This window comes from Nocardioides antri (genome assembly GCF_008373765.1).
GTDB lineage: Bacteria > Actinomycetota > Actinomycetes > Propionibacteriales > Nocardioidaceae > Nocardioides > Nocardioides antri.
This window is the reverse complement of the sequence record NZ_VUJW01000016.1, coordinates 22,732-38,228: the sequence shown is the minus strand read 5'-3', so window position 1 is coordinate 38,228 and position 15,497 is coordinate 22,732. Positions and strand designations below refer to the sequence as shown.

Here is a 15,497-nt window from a genome sequence, read left to right as displayed (position 1 = left end):
TCGATGCGCGCTCAACTCGGCACGAGCGCGCACTCGGTGCGGCAAAAGCGGGCGTTGAGCCGTAGGTCTCGGAGGCGACCAGCCCCGCGGCTGAGCGGTCGGGCTCCCGGGCGACCCTGGTGTGTAGCCCGGCCCCTTGGGGTACCGAGCACCTATGACCACCACGCCGTCCGAACCCAGCCCCGATCCCGAGGTCGTGCCGAGCGGCGACCCGAGCCCGATCTCGACGCCAGAGCCCGAACCGGGGGAGGACCCGGGGGTGCCGCCCACCGAGCCGGAGATCCAGCCGTCGGCGGACCCGTCCTGACCCGCCGGTCGGGCTTCGCGCACGCAGGGCGGTATTGCGGGCGTTGGAGCGCCGAGAGATGTCGCCGGCGAGATCTATCGTGAAGGCATGGACCACGCGCGTCGTCTGGAGGCGGAGCGTGAGCGGACGATCCGGCGGCTGGCGAGCCTGACCGACGACTTCGACGCGATGGTGGCGGCCTCGCGCGACACCAACGCCGATGACGAGCATGACCCCGAGGGGGCGACGATCGCCTTCGAGCGGTCGCAGGTCGGGTCCCTCGTCCGACAGGCGCGAGACCACCTGGTGGAGCTCGACGCCGCCGTGGCGAGGCTGAAGGCGGGCACGTACGGCACGTGCGAGGGCTGTGGTGGGCCGATCGGGGACGGCCGGCTCGAGGCCAGGCCGCTGGCACGGACCTGCATCACGTGTGCCGGGAGGAGGCTGCCCGACCGCTCGTGATGGGATCGAGGCGTGGGAGGTGTGCTCGGCGGGTTCGCGACGATCGCGGCGGTGGTCGGGCTCGGGATCCTGGTCGGCCACGTCAAGCTCGTCGACGCGAAGGGCCAGCGGACCCTGTCACTGCTGGCGTTCTACGTCGCCAGCCCCGCCCTGCTCGTGATCGTGCTCGCCGACTCCGACCCGGCCGAGGTGTTCTCCACCCACCTGGTCGCGACCATCGCCGGCGTCGCCGCTGCGGTCCTCGCGATCACCGCCGTCGCGGTCAAGCGGGGATGGGACCTCGGGTCGACCGTGGTGGCAAGCCTCTGCTCGGCGTACGTCAACGCGGGCAACCTCGGCATCCCCGTCGCGGCGTACGCACTCGGTGACGCGGCCCTCGTCGCGCCGACGCTCCTGCTCCAGCTGCTCGTCCTCCAGCCGCTCGCGCTCACGCTGCTCGACGTCGACCGCAGCCCCGGCCGGATGCCGGTGCGGAAGATCCTCACCCGCCCGGTCACGAACCCGCTCACGATCGGCACCGGGATCGGCGTCCTCCTCGCGGCGACGGACACGACGCTGCCGCAGCCGGTCCACGACCCGCTGGCGCTGGTCGGCGGGATGGCAGTGCCCGCGATGCTCATCGCGTACGGCGTCGCGCTGCGCCTCGGCCCGCTGCCCGGGCGCGGCGTCCGGCCGCGGGCGCTGGTCACCGTCGTCGGGTTGAAGATGGTGCTCCAGCCGCTGGCGGCGTACGGCGCCGGGCGGTTCCTGCTCGGCATGGACGGTGCCGACCTCTTCGCCGTCACCCTTCTGGCGTCGCTGCCGACGGCGCAGAACGTGTTCGTGGTGGCGACCCGCTACGAGCGGGGGACCCTGCTCGCGCGGGACGCCATCTTCGTCAGCACCGTGTGCGCGGCGCCGGCAGCGGTCGTGATCGCCGCCCTCCTGGCCTGAGCCTCAGGCCACGGGCCGGGCGGGGGCGCGGACGAGGTGACCGGGGAGGACGAAGCCGGACTCGTAGGCCATCACGACCAGCTGGACCCGGTCCCGGGCGCCGAGCTTGGCGAGGAGGCGCGCGACGTGCGACTTGACGGTCGGGAGGGAGATGAAGAGCTCCGCGCCGATCTCGGCGTTGGAAAGGCCGCGGGCGACGTACCGCAGCACCTCGGCCTCACGGCGGGAGATGTGGTCGAGCCACCCCGGCCGGGCCATCGGCATCGGTGCCGGCGTCGGTGCCGGCATCGGAGCGGCCGCGGCGGTCGGCCGGCCCGAGGGCAGCGGGACCGACCGGAGCTGCACGCGGCGGCCGGGCGGGAGCGCGCGCGGCGCAACGGGGCGGGAGCCGGGCATCGGCGGCTCGAGCCGGGTCCTGCGCGGGTGGGCCATGGCGGTCATCGCGGTGGTTCCTCTCGATCTGGGCGCCCTCGGGTGGGCTTGCCAGGAGAGCCTCTCCACGAGTCCTCAAATTCCACTCAATTCGGTCGTTTACCTGCGGGACACTCCCTGGGTGGAGAGCGGGAAGGACGCCACGCAGGGCCTGCGGATCGCCGTGCTCGGCCCGCTGGAGGCCACCGTCTACGGCGTCCCCGTCGACCTGGGCCCGCGCAAGCAGCGGGCCGTCCTCGGCGTTCTGGCCGCCCTCGCGCCCGCCGCGGTCACCGTCGAGCGGCTCGTCGAGGAGATCTGGGGCGACGCCGGCCCGGCGAACCCGCTGCGCAGCCTGCAGGTCTACGTGTCGTCGCTGCGCTCCGCGCTGGGTGAGTACGGCGACCGCCTGGTCACCGAGGGCCGGGCCTACCGCCTCGCGGCGGACGGCGTCGAGGTCGACGCCGTCCGGTTCAGCAGGCTGGTGCGGTCGGCGAGCGCCGAGCCCGACCCGGAGCGCGCGGCCGCGCAGGTCGACGAGGCGCTCGCGCTGTGGCGGGGCGAGCCCTGGCAGGACCTGGCCGACCTGCCGCTGGCCGGCCCGCTCACCGTGGCGCTCCAGGCCGAGCGCCTGGCCGCTGCGGCGGTCCGTGCCCGGGCCCTCCTCGCGCTCGGCCGCCACCGGGAGCTGGTGCCGTGGCTGGAGCCGCTGGTCGAGCAGCACCCGCTCAACGAGGAGCTGCGCGGGCACCTGATGCTCGCCCTCCACCGCAGTGACCGCCAGGCCGACGCGCTCGCGGTCTTCGCGGCCGGCCGGGAGATCAAGGCCGACGAGACCGGCCTGGACCCCGGCGAGGACCTCCAGCGGCTGCAGGCGGCGATCCTCGCCGACGACGAGGCGCTGCGGGTGGAGGACGTCGAGCTGCGGGCCCGCCGTCATCTCCCCGCGCCGGTGACGTCCCTGGTCGGGCGCGAGGAGGAGATCGCCGCCGTCACCGCCCTGCTGCGCGAGCCCGACAACCGGCTGGTCACCGTCACCGGCCCCGGTGGCATCGGCAAGACCCGGCTCGGCATCGCCGTCGCCCACGGCCTCGCCGCCGACCATCCCGACGGTGTCTGGTTCGTCCCGCTCGACGCCCTCCACGACCCGCGGCTGGTGGCCGACGCGATCGCCGGCGTGCTCGACGTCGAGGTGGCCGGCACCGACCTCGCCGTCGCGCTCGCGGCCCACCTCCGTGACCAGCGCCTGATGCTCGTCCTCGACAACTTCGAGCAGGTCGAGGACGCCGCGACCGTCGTGTCGGACCTGCTGGCCGCCGCACCGGGCCTGCGCGTGCTGGTGACCAGCCGGGTCCGGCTCCGGTTGTACGGCGAGCGCGTGGTGCCGCTGAGCCCGCTGGCCCCGAGCGACGCGGTCCCCCTCTTCGTCGAGCGGGCCCGGGCGGTCGACCACCGGTTCGAGGCACCGGAGGCGACCGTGGCCGAGCTCTGCGACCAGCTCGACCGGATCCCCCTGGCGATCGAGCTCGTCGCCGCCCGGGCGGACGAGGTGCCGCTCGACGTCCTCCGCAAGCAGCTGGCGGCCCGTCAGGCGCTCGACCTGGCGACCGACGGCCCGCGCGACCGCACCTCCCGTCAGCGCACGCTGCGCGACGCGATCGCCTGGAGCGTGGCCCTCCTCTCCGACGAGCTCCGCCCGCGGTTCGCCCGGCTCGGAGTGTTCGACGGCGGGTTCACGGCGGAGGCCGCCGCCGCGGTCGCCGACGTCACCGCGGCCGACCTCACCGCCCTCGTGCGGGCGAGCCTGGTCATCAACGTCGGCGACGGGCGCTACCGGATGCTCGAGACGCTGCGCGAGTACGCCGTCGAGCTGCTCGGCGACGAGCGCGACGAGGTCGCGGACCGCCACGCCGAGTGGTATCGCGAGTTCGTGACGTCGACCGACGGCCGGCTCAAGATGCACGCGTGGGTGCGCCTGCTGGAGCCGGAACGGGCCAACCTCCGCGCGGCGGTGGCGCGCCTCGCGGAGACGGCTGCGTCGGACTCTCCGCCGGGGGAGCGCCTGCTGGTCCTGGCCGGGACCTTCGGCCGCTTCCTCTACCACGTCGGTCCCGGCAGCGAGGACGTCGAGTGGCTGCCCCGCGCCCTGGCGCTCGCCCCCGACGCGGACCCGCACCTGCGCGGCCGGACGTCGTACGCCCTGGCGATCTGCCGCGGTGAGCAGGGACTGACCGACGAGGCGATCGAGCACTGCCGTCGGGCCTACGACCTGCTCACGGAGGCGGACGACCTGCCGTGGGCGGCGCGGGCGCTCAACTCGCTCGCGGGAATCCTCCACGACGCCGGACGGCTCGAGGAGGCAGCCCCGCTGATGGACGAGAGCATCGCGATGCGCCGCGAGCTCGGGGGGCTCTCGCTGGCGATCCCGCTGTCGAACCGCGCGCGGAACGCGTTCCAGCTCGGAGACCCGGCGACGGCGCGCGCGTGCCTCGACGAGGTGCGGACGATCGCCGCCGACGACCCGCACGAGATGTCGAACGCCGAGCTGCTGCTTGCGGACATCTCCTTGCTCGAGGGCGACGTCGACGCGGCCGAGAACTGGCTCCGGTCCGCGATCGACACGATGCTCGAGCTCGACCATCAGGCCTACCGGCTGATGGAGGCCCTCGAGACCTGTGCCGCGCTCGCGGTGCACCGCGGCCAGCCTGCGCTGGCCGCCACCCTGCTCGCCGCGATCGACCGCGCGTACGCCGCCGAGGGGTCGGTCCTGGTGCCGGCCGACCTCGCCCTCCGCGAGGCCCGCACGGGCGCCGCGGTCGACGCCCTTCCCGCCGAGGCGCGCCGGGTTGCGGAGGAGCGCGGGGCTGCGCTCGAGCTCGAGACGGCGGTGCGGCTGGCGAGGAACGGTCTCCTGTCGCAACCCTGACCCGACCCCGGGCGCAGGCCGGCCCGGCAGGCGTCCCTGCCGGGCCGGCGCTATCCCCCGGGCTACGGCACGTTCGTGACCGTGTCGCCCGGATCCGTGACCGCCGTGTCGGTGCCGATGCCGCCGTTGACGTCATCGTTGCCGTTCACGGTGTCCCTCGAGTTGAGCCAGTCGTCACCGGCTCCACCGGCCAGCTCGTCGGCTCCCGCGCCGCCGATCACCCGGTCGTTGTTGCCGTTGCCGATGACCTTGTCGGCGCCGCCGTTGCCGAACAGCTCGTCAGCCGCGGTGTGACCGAAGATGTCGTCGCCGCTCGAGCCTCCGAGCGCCACCTCGAACCCCATCAGCAGGTCGAGCTCGCCCGCGGCCCCGGAGGTCGGGTCGCCGTTGAGCAGGATCGTCACGCCGCCCGTCCGGGCTGCGTAGGTGATCTTGTCGGTCCCGGCACCGCCGAAGATGTCGTCCGCGCCGTTGTTGGACGGACCCTCGTCGATGGTGTCGTCACCCAGGCCGCCGTCGATCCGGTCGAGGCCGCCGACACCACGCAGGGTGTCGTTGCCGCCGCCGCCCTCGAGCTCGTCGTCGCCGGCGGCACCGCTCAGGGTGTCGTTGCCGCCGCCGCCCTTGATCACGTTGGCGCTGCCACTGCCGACGATCGTGTCGTTGCCGGCACCGCCGGTCACGTCCTCGACGTTGCTGGCGACCCGGTCGCCCTCACCCGTGCCGCCGTCGTTGGCGGTCACGTCGAGGGTGACGTTCACGGCGGTTGCCCGGTTGACGTACGACGCCGTGTCGATCCCGCCGCCGCCGTCGAGCACGTCGCCCGCGTCGATCGTCGCGATCTGGTTGAGCACGTCGTTGCCGTTGCCGCCGTAGACGTCGTCGCCACCCGGGCCGTCCCCGATGGTGTCGTCGCCGCCCAGACCGCAGATGACGTCGTTGCCGCCGAGACCGCTGATGCTGTCCGGCCCGCTCGACCCGACGATCACGTCAGCACCTGCGGTGCCGCTCACGTTGCCGAAGCCGGCGACCGTGGCCGTGAGGCCCTCACAGGTCGGCGTCGCCAGCACGTCGATCGTGTCGGTGGCCACCGCCGAGATCGCACCGGCCGCGTTGCGGTAGCGGACCGAGACCGTCCTGGTCCCGAAGCCAGTCGGCAGCGTCGCCGTGGCGGACGTCGAGTACGCCTGCCAGGGCTCGGAGTCGAACACACCGTCCGTCGAGATCTGCATGTCCTCGACCGACGTCGCGCCGGCCACGGCCGACAGCGTCAGGTCGACGTTGCTGTCGTACGTCCCGGTGTTCCCACCGTCGATCAGCACCGACGGCGAGCTGGGTCCGGCCGTGTCGCGGTAGACGGTGTAGGTGCCGGAGCCGCCGTTGTTCACCACCACGATGCCGGTCCAGTCGGAGTCGGGCGACGAGTAGGTCAGGCTCTCCGGAGCACCGGCCCCACCTGACGATCCGCTGGCATCCGCCTCGAACCGGTCCTGAACGGCATCCCCCACGGATCCGTCCGAGTCGTGCGCGAAGACCGCGACGTCCAGGCCGCCGGACGGGACCACGCGGATGTAGTTCGTCTCACCGCCCGTCACGAAGGCGTCGTAGGGCCGGATGACGTCACCGGAGCCGAAGGAACCCGCGGTGCCGCCGGAGCCGACGCTCGAGCCGCCGGTGTACTCCTCGACCTGGTAGCTCCCGCCGCTGCCCGAGAACAGGAATGCCTGCGGGAAGAACGTGCCCGTGCGGTGGTTGCCATCTACGAGCACGTAGTCCACACCTGAAGCGGCGGCACTGGTGTCGAGCAGCGAGGACAGTCCTTCGTTCTCCCACAGCCGCAGGTCGTAGTCCGACCCGCTGGGCGGCCGGATCGCCACGCCACCCCAGAACGGCGAGGTCGCCGTGTAGGAGTAGTTGTGCGGGTTCGGCGTCGATGCGAGCGACGGACGCGTCAGCTCCTGCTGGGAGACCAGCGGGTCGCGGTGCGTGTAGTCGATCGTGTTCTGGAAGAGCGAGGCCCGGGCGAAGTAGCCCGTGTCGCCCTCACCCGGCCGGTCGGTCAGGAAGAACTCCGCCATCGTGTCGGAGACCCCGGTGAGGTTGGTCGTGTAGATCTCCTCGCTCGCGGCGCCGCCGCCGCCCTCGCCGTGCCGGTCCCAGAACGAGTCGTTCGCGCTGTCGGAGAGGTCGATCAGGGCGCCCGCGACACGGCCCTCGGTGGAGTCGCCGAACGCACTGGTGAAGCTGCCCCAGCTCGGCGACTCGAGGTCGACCGCCCCGCCGCCGGGGAACCGGAAGAACGGGTCGTTGAGCACCCGCGCGGGCACCCACTCGGCCCAGCCCTCGGTCCAGGCGCAGCCGGTGGAGGACGGGCCGAAGATCGAGTGCGGGTTGCAGTTGGGGAACGGCGGGTAGTCGTCGTTGAAGATCGCGTCCATGAGGGCGTGCGCGCCCTCGTGGATCGTGACGTGGTCGGCGTCGGGGTCCGCCGCGGCGAGGTGGATGTCGTTGCCCTCGAGGCTGTAGTAGGTCCCGTCGGTCGAGGTCGGCGTCCAGTTCAGGACCATCTGCCGGTTCTGCCCGGGGTTGTCGAGGAAGCCGTTGACGCCCGAGTGCCACAACCACAGCGAGTTCAGCCCGTCGAACGCGTGCACCGCACGGTGCGTCGCGGCGTCACCGGACTGGAGGTTCCCGAAGTTCGCGGTGCCCGGGTCGGCGAGGTTGATATTGCCGGTCTGCCAGACGTAGTTGTTGTTGCCGCCGGCGGTGTCGCGGACCCGCCAGGCGCTGTTGGCCGAGATGAACTTGACGTACACCTCCTGGCCGCCGCCCTCACCGTCGGTGCTCTCGAAGCAGAAGTTGTAGGCACCGCCACCGCCGGTGACGCCCTCCACGAGCAGGTCGTCGCCGCTGGAGGAGTCGTCGTCCCAGACCTCGACCTGGAAGTTCATGGCACCGACCGTCGCGCCGGCCTCGTTGACGTAGAACCAGCCGCCCGTCGCGCAGGAGGCGTTGGGAGCGTTCGGCGACAGCCCGTCCTCCGCACCGCGCAGCGGGGCCTTCGCGACCGGCAGGTGCGACGGAGCGCCCCCAGCGATGCGGGCGTCCCGGGGGACGCGCGTGGTCGGCAGGCCGCTGTCGGCCTCGCGCGGTGCGCCGAGCTGGGCCGAGGCCTCGCCGCCGGCGTCGAACATCCCGCCGGCCGTGTTGAGCCGCGCCTGCACCACGCCGACGCCACGGCGCGCACCGCGGACCTGGAACGTGAAGTGGGAGGTCTCGTCGGCGGTCAGCGAGACCGTGCGTGAGAGCGTCTTCATCGGGCCGACGCCGGAGGGCCGGTTGCCCGCTTCCGAGAACCCCGCGGTGCCCCCGAGGGAGAACCGGTCGTTGACGAGCAGCGTCAGGGTGGCGTCCTCGAGGTCGGCGACCGAGGTCACAGCCACGTCGACCGCAGTGCTCGCGCCGACGTCCGGCGTCGAGCCGAAGCTCACGACGAGGTTCGTGCACGTCGCGAACTCGTCGCGGTGGTGCGCACCTTGGTTGAGGTCGCAGTCGGGGGCGGGCGGCCGGGCCGGGGAGGCCTGCTGCGGCCGGCCCTTGTCGCGGGGGCCGGAGGGGTCCGGCTGCCCGACGGCCGGGCTGGTGAACGCGGGCACCATCGCCACGGCGGCGACGGTCAAGAGACTCGCGGCTACGCGCTGGGTGCGTCGCCGCGGGGTGAAGGGCGCGGACATGACGTCTCCTGGGGGTCGGAAGGAAGGCCCAGCCGAACTACGAGCTGAGCGGTGTCCCGAGCCACTACCTGTCGGACCCTAGGCGCGCCTCCGGCCCGCGCGCATCGGCCAAGTGACTACTGTCCGAGGCGCGCGGGCGCGGGTTTCAGCTCGGCGCGGGCAGCGACCGGCTGATGATCTCCTTCATGATCTCCGAGGTGCCGGCGTAGATCTGGGAGACCCGGAGGTCGGCCCACGCGCGGGCGATCGGGTACTCGTTCATGTAGCCGTAGCCGCCGTGCAGCTGCAGGCACATGTCCGCCACCTTCTGGGCCCGCTCGGAGCACCAGAGCTTGGCCATCGCGACCGTGGGGATGTCGAGCTTGCCCTCGACGTGCAGCTGGATGCACTCGTCGACGAACGACCGCGCGACCCGCGCCTCGGTGGCGATCTCGGCCATCTTGAACTTGGTGTTCTGGAAGCCCCAGATCGGCCGGCCGAAGGCGGTGCGGTCGTGCACGTAGCGCATCGTCTCGTCGAAGCACACCTCCATCGCGGCGACGTTGGAGACCGCGACGATGAGCCGCTCCTGGGGCAGCTGCTCCATGAGCTGGATGAAGCCCTGGCCCTCCTCGGTGCCGAGCAGGTTGCTCACCGGAACCCGTACGTCCTCGAAGAACAGCTCCGCGGTGTCCTGGCCCTTCATGCCGATCTTGTCGAGCACCCGGCCCCGCGAGAACCCGGGGGCAGTGGTCGGCACGATGATCAGGGAGATGCCGGAGGCGGCCTCCTCCGGGTTGGTCTTCGCGACCGTGATCACCACGTCGGCCTGGGCGCCGTTGGTGATGAAGGTCTTCGAGCCGTTGATGAGATAGAACGGCTCGCCCTCGCCGTCCTGAACTCTGGTGGCCTTGGTCTTGACGGCCTGCAGGTCCGAGCCGGTCCCGGGCTCCGTCATCGCGATCGCGCCGACGGCCTCACCGCTGGCGAGCTTGGGCAGCCACTCCTGCTTCTGCTCCTCGGTGCCGTAGGCGAGGATGTAGTGGGCGACGATGCCGCTGTGGAGCGACGCGCCCCAGGAGCTGTCGCCGACGTAGGCCTGCTCCTCGATCATCACGGCCTCGTGCGCGAACGTGCCGCCACCGCCGCCGTACTCCTCCGGGATCGAGAGGCACAGCAAGCCGAGCTCGCCGGCCCGGGTCCACAGGTCGCGGTCGACCTGCTTGTTGGCGATGAACGTCTCGATGTGCGGCTTGATCTCCTTCTCGCTGAAGGTGCGCGCGAGGTCGCGCAGGTCGTCGAGCTCTCCGTTGGCGGAGTTCATCCAGGGCGAGCGGCGTGCGGGCATGGGTGGAGATCCTCCTGAGGCGGGGAAGCAGGGCGGTCGAGTGACCGGTACAGCCTGTACCAAGAACAGGGTACGCCCTGTACCCGGTTATCGTGAACCCCATGGTGGACGTGGCGAAGTGGGTCGACTCGACCGTCGCGCGCCGACTCCGCAAGGCCGGCGACGATCCCGGCCGCCGCCAGGTCCTCGTCGAAGCCGCGGCGGCGGCGATCGACGAGCAGGGTCCTCAGGTCGGGATGGGCCAGATCGCTGAGCGCGCCGGCATCCCGCGACCGCACGTCTACCGCTACGTCGAGAGCAAGAAGCAGCTCGACCTCGAGGTGGCGCGGAAGGCCTCGGCCGACCTGCTGACCGAGCTGCGGCCGCAGCTGAGCCGCCGCGGCACGCCGTACGACGTCGTCCACGGGATCCTCGAGGTCACGGTCAAGTGGGCCGTCGAGCACCCCAACCTCTACCGCTTCCTGGCCGCCCAGGGTCAGTCGAAGACACTGCACCAGGCCCGGATGGGGCGCAGCCGGGTCCTCGACGAGCTGGTCGCCGCGATGGCTGCCTACCTGCGCCCGACCGAGGTGGTGCCGACCGCCCCCGACGGTGTCCTGGCCGGTCTGATCGGCATGGTCGACGCCGGCATCACCTGGTGGCTCGACCACAAGGACGAGACCCAGGACGAGGTCGTCGACCGCCTCAGCCGCCAGGTCACGCTGGTGCTGAAGGACATGCTCGGCCAGCTGGGCTTCGACGTCCCCGACGACATGGTCTTCGAGCCCGGCGCCTGACCTGCGCAGGCGGACGGACCCGGCCGAGTAGTTTTGACGCGTGGGGGTCGCGTCCAGCATCGATCAGACCCAGCGGAGGGTCCCGATCATCGGGGTCCCGCTGGCAGTGGTCTACAAGTACTTCGACGACCAGGGCAACTTCCTGGCCGCCGTGCTGACGTTCTATGCCTTCATCGCGATCTTCCCGCTGCTGCTGCTCGCCTCGTCGATCCTCGGCTTCATCCTCCAGGGCTATCCGGACCTCGAGAAGCAAGCCTTGGACTCGGCGCTCGCCCAGTTCCCGATCATCGGCAGCGACCTCGGTCGACCGGGTGGCCTCCAGGGGTCCGTCACCGCCATCGTCATCGGTGGTCTCGGTGCGCTCTACGGTGCCGTCGGCCTCGGCATGGCCCTGCAGAACGTCCAGGCCACCGCGTGGGCGGTCCCGCGCAACATCCGCACGCACCCGGTGCTGACGCGGGTCTACAGCGTCTTCCTGCTGGCCACGGCGGGAACCATGATCCTCGGCATCTCGGTGCTGTCAGCAGTGGTCACCGAGACCGAGCTGCTCGGTGCGGTGTCATCAACGGGGTGGTTCCACTGGCTGGTGCGCCTGGTCACGGTCCTGATCCTCGGCACCGTGATGACGATCCTGCTCCGGATGGCGGCGGCCAAGGCCATCAACCACGACATCGCGCGTGCTGCGCCGGGTGGCTTCACCATCGCCGTGCTGTGGCAGCTGCTCCAGTGGCTGGGCGCCAGCTATGTCTCTCGGGTCGTCAACACGGCCGACACCAACGGCATGGAAACGGTGTTCGCACTCGTTCTCGGACTGATGGTGCTGCTCTACATCGGCGCGATCATGGGCGTGCTCGGCATCGAGGTCAACGTCGTGCTCGCCGAACGGCTGTGGCCGCGAGCCCTGATGACCCCGTTCACCGACGATGTCGATCTCACCGAGGCCGACCGCAAGGCCTACGCGATGTATGCCCAGAGCCAGCGCCACAAGGGCTTCCAGACCGTCTCCGTGCGCTTCGACGGCCGCGACGGCGACAGCCACGAGATCGTCCTCGACCCCCGTACCGAGGAGATCATCCGCCAGCGGATCCCCTCGGCGCCGCCGCCGCCCTCGTCGCCTCCGGAGCCGACCGAGCCGACCGAGCCGACCGAGCCGATCCGGCAGGTCCCGCAGAACCTGCCGCCGTCGATCTAGAGGTCAGCGCCCCCACTGGTCCTCCCGGAGCAGCTCCCGCAGCGCGGCCAGCGTGGCGTCGTCGAGACCGAGCCCGTCGCGGAGGTAACCGGCGCGGTCGCCGTACCGCTCCGCGACGGCGGTGTACGCCGTCCGGAGGTACTCGACGGCCGCCACGAGCGTCGGCTCGAACACGTCCACGAAGGAGGGGCCGAGGGTGGTGGCGATCTCCTCCTCGACCCGGGCGCGGCTGTCGCCGGTGACGGCGTTGGTCAGCAGGTAGTCGCTCTCGATCGTCGGGTCGTCGACCCCGGCGACGTGGAGCAGCAGCGCGGCCGCCCAGCCGGTGCGGTCCTTGCCGGCCGTGCAGTGGAAGAGCTGCGGGCCGCCGGTCGCCAGCTGCCGGAACAGGTCGCCGAACTCGGCCCGCGCGTGGTCGTCCTCGACGAACCCGCGGTAGACGGCGTCCATCAGCTCGACCGCGCTCTGCCGGTCGCGCAGCTCGACCACGGCCGCCATCGGGATGCCGCTGACGTCGAAGTTGTGCCAGGTGGCGCCCGGTATCTCGACGTCCGGGTGTCGCTCGATCTCGGGCTTCGACCGCAGGTCGAGGACGGCCCGGAGGCCCAGCCCGGCGAGGGCGCCGTGGTCGGCCTCGGTCAGGCGGAGCTCGTTGGAGCGGTAGTAGACGCCGCGGCGGACCTGCGCGCCGTCGACGGTCGCGTAGCCCGGCCCGGCGACGTCGCGGAAGTTGTCGGCCGACGACAGTCGGAGGATCTCGTCGCTCGAGGACACGCGCCGAGCGTAGGGGCCGACCCTGAACGGGAGGTGAGCGGCCGGGATCAGGCGTCGAGGACGAACTCGGCGATCGGGTCCGTCGTCGGCTGCGGGGAGCCGCCGTCCGGCTCGACCGTGATCCCGGCCCAGGTCGCGTCGCTCGCGTCCCCCTCCAGGAGCACGGTCGCGTCGGCCTGGTCGGGCATCAGGCCCGCGGGATCGATGTCCCCCGACGGGTCCTGCAGCCAGAGCTGGTAGTCCTTGCCTTCGGGTGCGGGGGCCATGTCCTCGGTCAGCACCACGGCGCGGCCCTCGGACCGCGACACGACCACGGTCGCTCGGGAGCCGTCGTCGAAGCGCTGGACGAAGCGATCGGCGTCGTCGGCGGTGAGCACCCGCTCGGTAGCGGTCAGCGGCGTGGACTCGTCGTCCGCCCACGGGCGCAGCCACGCCGTGGTCGCGAGGGCGACCAGGACCAGCGCGGCCGCGACGAGCAGCGGCGCGCCGGTGGTCAGCCACCGCCGGCGGCCGTCGTCGGGCTCCGACTGGGGTTCCGGTGCCACGACCGGCGGCAGCGGGCGGATCGCCTCGATGCCGGCCAGGATGTCGGCGCGCAGCCGGGCGGGCGGCTCGACCGGGTCGACGGCGAGGAAGGCTGCGGCCTCGCGAAGGCCGTCGACCTCTTCGCGGCAGTCGGGGCAGTTGCGCAGGTGGGACTCGAAGCGGGCGCGCTCGAGGTCGTCGAGGGCGTCGACGGCGTAGGCGCCGGAGAGCGCGTGCACGTCGTTCCACTCCTGCCGGGTCTCGTTGGTCTGGTCGTGATCGGTCATCGTCCTACTCCGATCGTGTCGCGGAGCCGGATCAGGCCGTCGCGAATCCTGGTCTTTGCGGTGCCGACCGGTAGGTCGAGCAGGGCGGCCACCTCGGTGTGGGTGTAGCCGCCGAAGTACGCCAGCTCGATCGCCTCGCGCTGCACGTCGGTCAGCTGGGTGAGCGCGGCGCGCACCCGCCTGGCCTCGAGCGACGCCTGCGCGGCGTCGGCAGTGGAGTCGTGGTCGATCGACTGGTTCTGCTGGTGGTACGTCGACTCGCGTCGGCTCGCTGCCTCGGCGCTCCGGACGCGGTCGACCGCCTTGCGGTGCGCGATGGTCAGCACCCACGAGACCGCGCTGCCGCGATCGGCGTCGAAGCGGCTGGCGGTCCGCCAGATCTCGAGGAACGCCTCCTGGGTGACCTCCTCGGCCTGGGCCGGGTCGCGGACGACGCGGACAGCGAGGCCGTGGACGCGAGCAGCCATGGCGTCGTACAACGAGGCGAACGCGTCACGGTCGCCGCGCGCGGAGCGCCGGAGCAGCTCTGCGAGCTCCGCGGCGGCACCGGCCGACGCCCCCGAGGGGGAGCCGGACGGGGCGGGGACGCCGGGGTCCATGAGGTGATCCTCCCGCGTATTCATCCGTAGCGCGAATGTCACGTGACGCCGGTCAGGAACGGCGGAGGTCGTGAAGCTTCATGGTCGGGCCTACCTTCGAGGTGAGGGGAGTGGTTCGGAGTGGTACGTCGAGCGGATGGGTGTCTCCGGGCCGGCATGAGCGCCGGCCTGCTCGCGTGCCAGCCACGCCAGGGATCCCCCCGCTGACCGCGGCCAGCAATCCCGGCGGGCACAGCGAGCAGACCGACGCGGTACGGGGTGCGTACGCCGCCAGGCCGTTCCGTCCTCATGACAGTGGTTCGGTACGGCGGCAGCATCGGATGGGTGCGACTAAGAAACAGTCACGCCTGATTGTATTTGTCGGCAGGGTCGACCAAGATGGGGCCATGGCCGACACCGCCCCCGACGAGCTCGTCCACTACGACGTCGCCGACCGGATCGCGACGATCACCCTCGACTCCCCGCACAACCGGAACGCCCTGTCGCGGCAGCTCGTCACCGAGCTGTTCGAGCGGCTGGAGCGGGCGGACCAGGACCCCGACGTCCTCGCAGTGCTGCTGAGGTCATCCGGCCGGGTGTTCTGCTCCGGCGCGGACCTCAGCGAGGCAGCCACCACGCCGATGGAGGAGGGCGCGCGGGCCATCGTTCGGCTGCAGCGCACCATCGTCGGCCTCAGCAAGCCGGTCGTGACGGTGGTCGCCGGCGCGGCGCGCGCGGGCGGCATCGGGATCGTGGCCGCGTCCGACATCGTGCTCACGGCCGAGGACGCGACGTTCGCGCTGACCGAGGTGAAGCTGGGCCTGACGCCTGCCGTCATCTCGCTGACGGTGCTTCCGCGGCTGACGCAGCGGGCCGCCGCGCTGACCGCGCTCGGCGGCGAGGCGTTCACCGGCGACGAGGCCGTCGGCTACGGCCTCGTCACCAAGGCGGTCCCGGCCGACCAGCTGGACGCCGCCGTCGCCGAGCTCTGCGGGCAGCTCACGACCGGCGCGGCGCAGGGACTCCGGGAGACCAAGCGCCTGCTGGCCGCTCCGCTCCTCGAGCGGATCGACGCCGAGGGCGAGGACCTGGTCGGGCTGAGCGCCCGCCTCTTCGGCTCCGACGAGGCCCGCGAGGCGATGCTGGCGTTCCTCAACCGCAAGGCCGCGGCGAAGGGCTGAGCCGGTCGGCCGACCGCGTTCTCGCGACTCGCTCCGTGTAAAGTTGGGATCTTGCTGCTCCGCGGGGAGCAGCCCCACAGGACCAGGTTGCGGAAGACAGCGGGG

Annotated in this window: 13 protein-coding genes; 7 read left to right on the top strand and 6 right to left on the bottom strand. The window is 72.0% G+C overall.

Going from position 1 to position 15,497, the window contains the following annotated elements; all coding sequences use genetic code 11:
• Positions 1-154 precede the first annotated feature (154 nt).
• The 3 genes from F0U47_RS21400 (at position 155) to F0U47_RS20035 (ending at position 1,681) form a co-directional block, all read left to right on the top strand.
• The gene (locus tag F0U47_RS21400; RefSeq protein ID WP_188111444.1) at positions 155-307 is read left to right on the top strand and encodes a hypothetical protein; all 153 of its coding nucleotides are present in this window, start codon (positions 155-157) and stop codon (positions 305-307) included.
• A gap of 87 nt (positions 308-394) precedes the next feature.
• Positions 395-748: a TraR/DksA family transcriptional regulator gene (locus F0U47_RS20040; RefSeq protein ID WP_149752265.1), complete on the top strand. Its 354-nt coding sequence runs from the start codon at positions 395-397 to the stop codon at positions 746-748.
• Between the two features lie 12 nt (positions 749-760).
• The gene (locus F0U47_RS20035) at positions 761-1,681 is read left to right on the top strand and encodes an AEC family transporter (RefSeq protein ID WP_149752264.1); all 921 of its coding nucleotides are present in this window, start codon (positions 761-763) and stop codon (positions 1,679-1,681) included.
• A 3-nt stretch (positions 1,682-1,684) separates the two neighbouring features.
• On the opposite strand, the gene F0U47_RS22605 is transcribed toward F0U47_RS20035, so the two are convergent.
• Positions 1,685-2,122, bottom strand: a complete 438-nt coding sequence (locus F0U47_RS22605; protein ID WP_149752263.1) for a helix-turn-helix transcriptional regulator — start codon at positions 2,120-2,122, stop codon at positions 1,685-1,687.
• A gap of 112 nt (positions 2,123-2,234) precedes the next feature.
• On the opposite strand from F0U47_RS22605, the gene F0U47_RS20025 reads away from it, so the two are divergent.
• Complete coding sequence (locus tag F0U47_RS20025) at positions 2,235-5,018, top strand: AfsR/SARP family transcriptional regulator (protein WP_188111443.1); 2,784 nt, start codon at positions 2,235-2,237, stop codon at positions 5,016-5,018.
• A 62-nt stretch (positions 5,019-5,080) separates the two neighbouring features.
• On the opposite strand, the gene F0U47_RS21395 is transcribed toward F0U47_RS20025, so the two are convergent.
• Both F0U47_RS21395 and F0U47_RS20015 read right to left on the bottom strand, forming a co-directional pair.
• Positions 5,081-8,752, bottom strand: coding sequence for an autotransporter outer membrane beta-barrel domain-containing protein (locus F0U47_RS21395; RefSeq protein ID WP_188111442.1), 3,672 nt, complete (start codon positions 8,750-8,752; stop codon positions 5,081-5,083).
• A 145-nt stretch (positions 8,753-8,897) separates the two neighbouring features.
• Entirely contained in the window at positions 8,898-10,079 is a 1,182-nt protein-coding gene (locus F0U47_RS20015; protein ID WP_149752261.1) for an acyl-CoA dehydrogenase family protein, read from the bottom strand.
• Between the two features lie 101 nt (positions 10,080-10,180).
• Here F0U47_RS20015 and F0U47_RS20010 point away from each other — a divergent pair, with 101 nt between their 5' ends.
• Together F0U47_RS20010 and F0U47_RS20005 are read left to right on the top strand one after the other, a co-directional pair.
• The gene (locus F0U47_RS20010) at positions 10,181-10,855 is read left to right on the top strand and encodes a TetR/AcrR family transcriptional regulator (RefSeq protein WP_149752267.1); all 675 of its coding nucleotides are present in this window, start codon (positions 10,181-10,183) and stop codon (positions 10,853-10,855) included.
• Positions 10,856-10,895: 40 nt separating this feature from the next.
• Positions 10,896-12,047, top strand: coding sequence for a YihY/virulence factor BrkB family protein (locus F0U47_RS20005; RefSeq protein WP_149752260.1), 1,152 nt, complete (start codon positions 10,896-10,898; stop codon positions 12,045-12,047).
• Between the two features lie 3 nt (positions 12,048-12,050).
• On the opposite strand, the gene F0U47_RS21390 is transcribed toward F0U47_RS20005, so the two are convergent.
• Genes F0U47_RS21390 through sigK form a run of 3 tightly spaced genes read right to left on the bottom strand, consistent with a single transcriptional unit; the run spans position 12,051 to position 14,232 of the window.
• Positions 12,051-12,821 carry a tyrosine-protein phosphatase gene (locus F0U47_RS21390; protein WP_188111441.1) on the bottom strand — a complete coding sequence of 257 codons (771 nt, stop codon included), beginning with the start codon at positions 12,819-12,821 and terminating at the stop codon, positions 12,051-12,053.
• A gap of 47 nt (positions 12,822-12,868) precedes the next feature.
• Positions 12,869-13,633, bottom strand: coding sequence for an anti-sigma factor (locus F0U47_RS19995; RefSeq protein ID WP_149752258.1), 765 nt, complete (start codon positions 13,631-13,633; stop codon positions 12,869-12,871).
• Positions 13,630-14,232, bottom strand: coding sequence for an ECF RNA polymerase sigma factor SigK (sigK, locus tag F0U47_RS19990; RefSeq protein WP_149752257.1), 603 nt, complete (start codon positions 14,230-14,232; stop codon positions 13,630-13,632). The genes F0U47_RS19995 and sigK overlap by 4 nt, the downstream gene beginning before the upstream one ends.
• Positions 14,233-14,618: 386 nt before the next feature.
• On the opposite strand from sigK, the gene F0U47_RS19985 reads away from it, so the two are divergent.
• A complete protein-coding gene (locus F0U47_RS19985; protein ID WP_149752256.1) occupies positions 14,619-15,392 on the top strand; it encodes an enoyl-CoA hydratase-related protein in 774 nt (257 codons plus the stop codon).
• Positions 15,393-15,497 lie beyond the last annotated feature (105 nt).

What these genes read in the sequence shown, in the direction of transcription:
- F0U47_RS20040 (WP_149752265.1), top strand. Translation starts at nt 395, where the DNA reads ATGGACCACGCGCGTCGTCTGGAGGCGGAGCGTGAGCGGACGATCCGG.
- F0U47_RS22605 (WP_149752263.1), bottom strand. Translation starts at nt 2,122, where the DNA reads ATGACCGCCATGGCCCACCCGCGCAGGACCCGGCTCGAGCCGCCGATG.
- F0U47_RS21395 (WP_188111442.1), bottom strand. Translation starts at nt 8,752, where the DNA reads ATGTCCGCGCCCTTCACCCCGCGGCGACGCACCCAGCGCGTAGCCGCG.
- sigK (WP_149752257.1), bottom strand. Translation starts at nt 14,232, where the DNA reads ATGGACCCCGGCGTCCCCGCCCCGTCCGGCTCCCCCTCGGGGGCGTCG.
- F0U47_RS20010 (WP_149752267.1), top strand. Translation starts at nt 10,181, where the DNA reads ATGGTGGACGTGGCGAAGTGGGTCGACTCGACCGTCGCGCGCCGACTC.
- F0U47_RS19985 (WP_149752256.1), top strand. Translation starts at nt 14,619, where the DNA reads ATGGCCGACACCGCCCCCGACGAGCTCGTCCACTACGACGTCGCCGAC.
- F0U47_RS19995 (WP_149752258.1), bottom strand. Translation starts at nt 13,633, where the DNA reads ATGACCGATCACGACCAGACCAACGAGACCCGGCAGGAGTGGAACGAC.
- F0U47_RS21400 (WP_188111444.1), top strand. Translation starts at nt 155, where the DNA reads ATGACCACCACGCCGTCCGAACCCAGCCCCGATCCCGAGGTCGTGCCG.
- F0U47_RS20015 (WP_149752261.1), bottom strand. Translation starts at nt 10,079, where the DNA reads ATGCCCGCACGCCGCTCGCCCTGGATGAACTCCGCCAACGGAGAGCTC.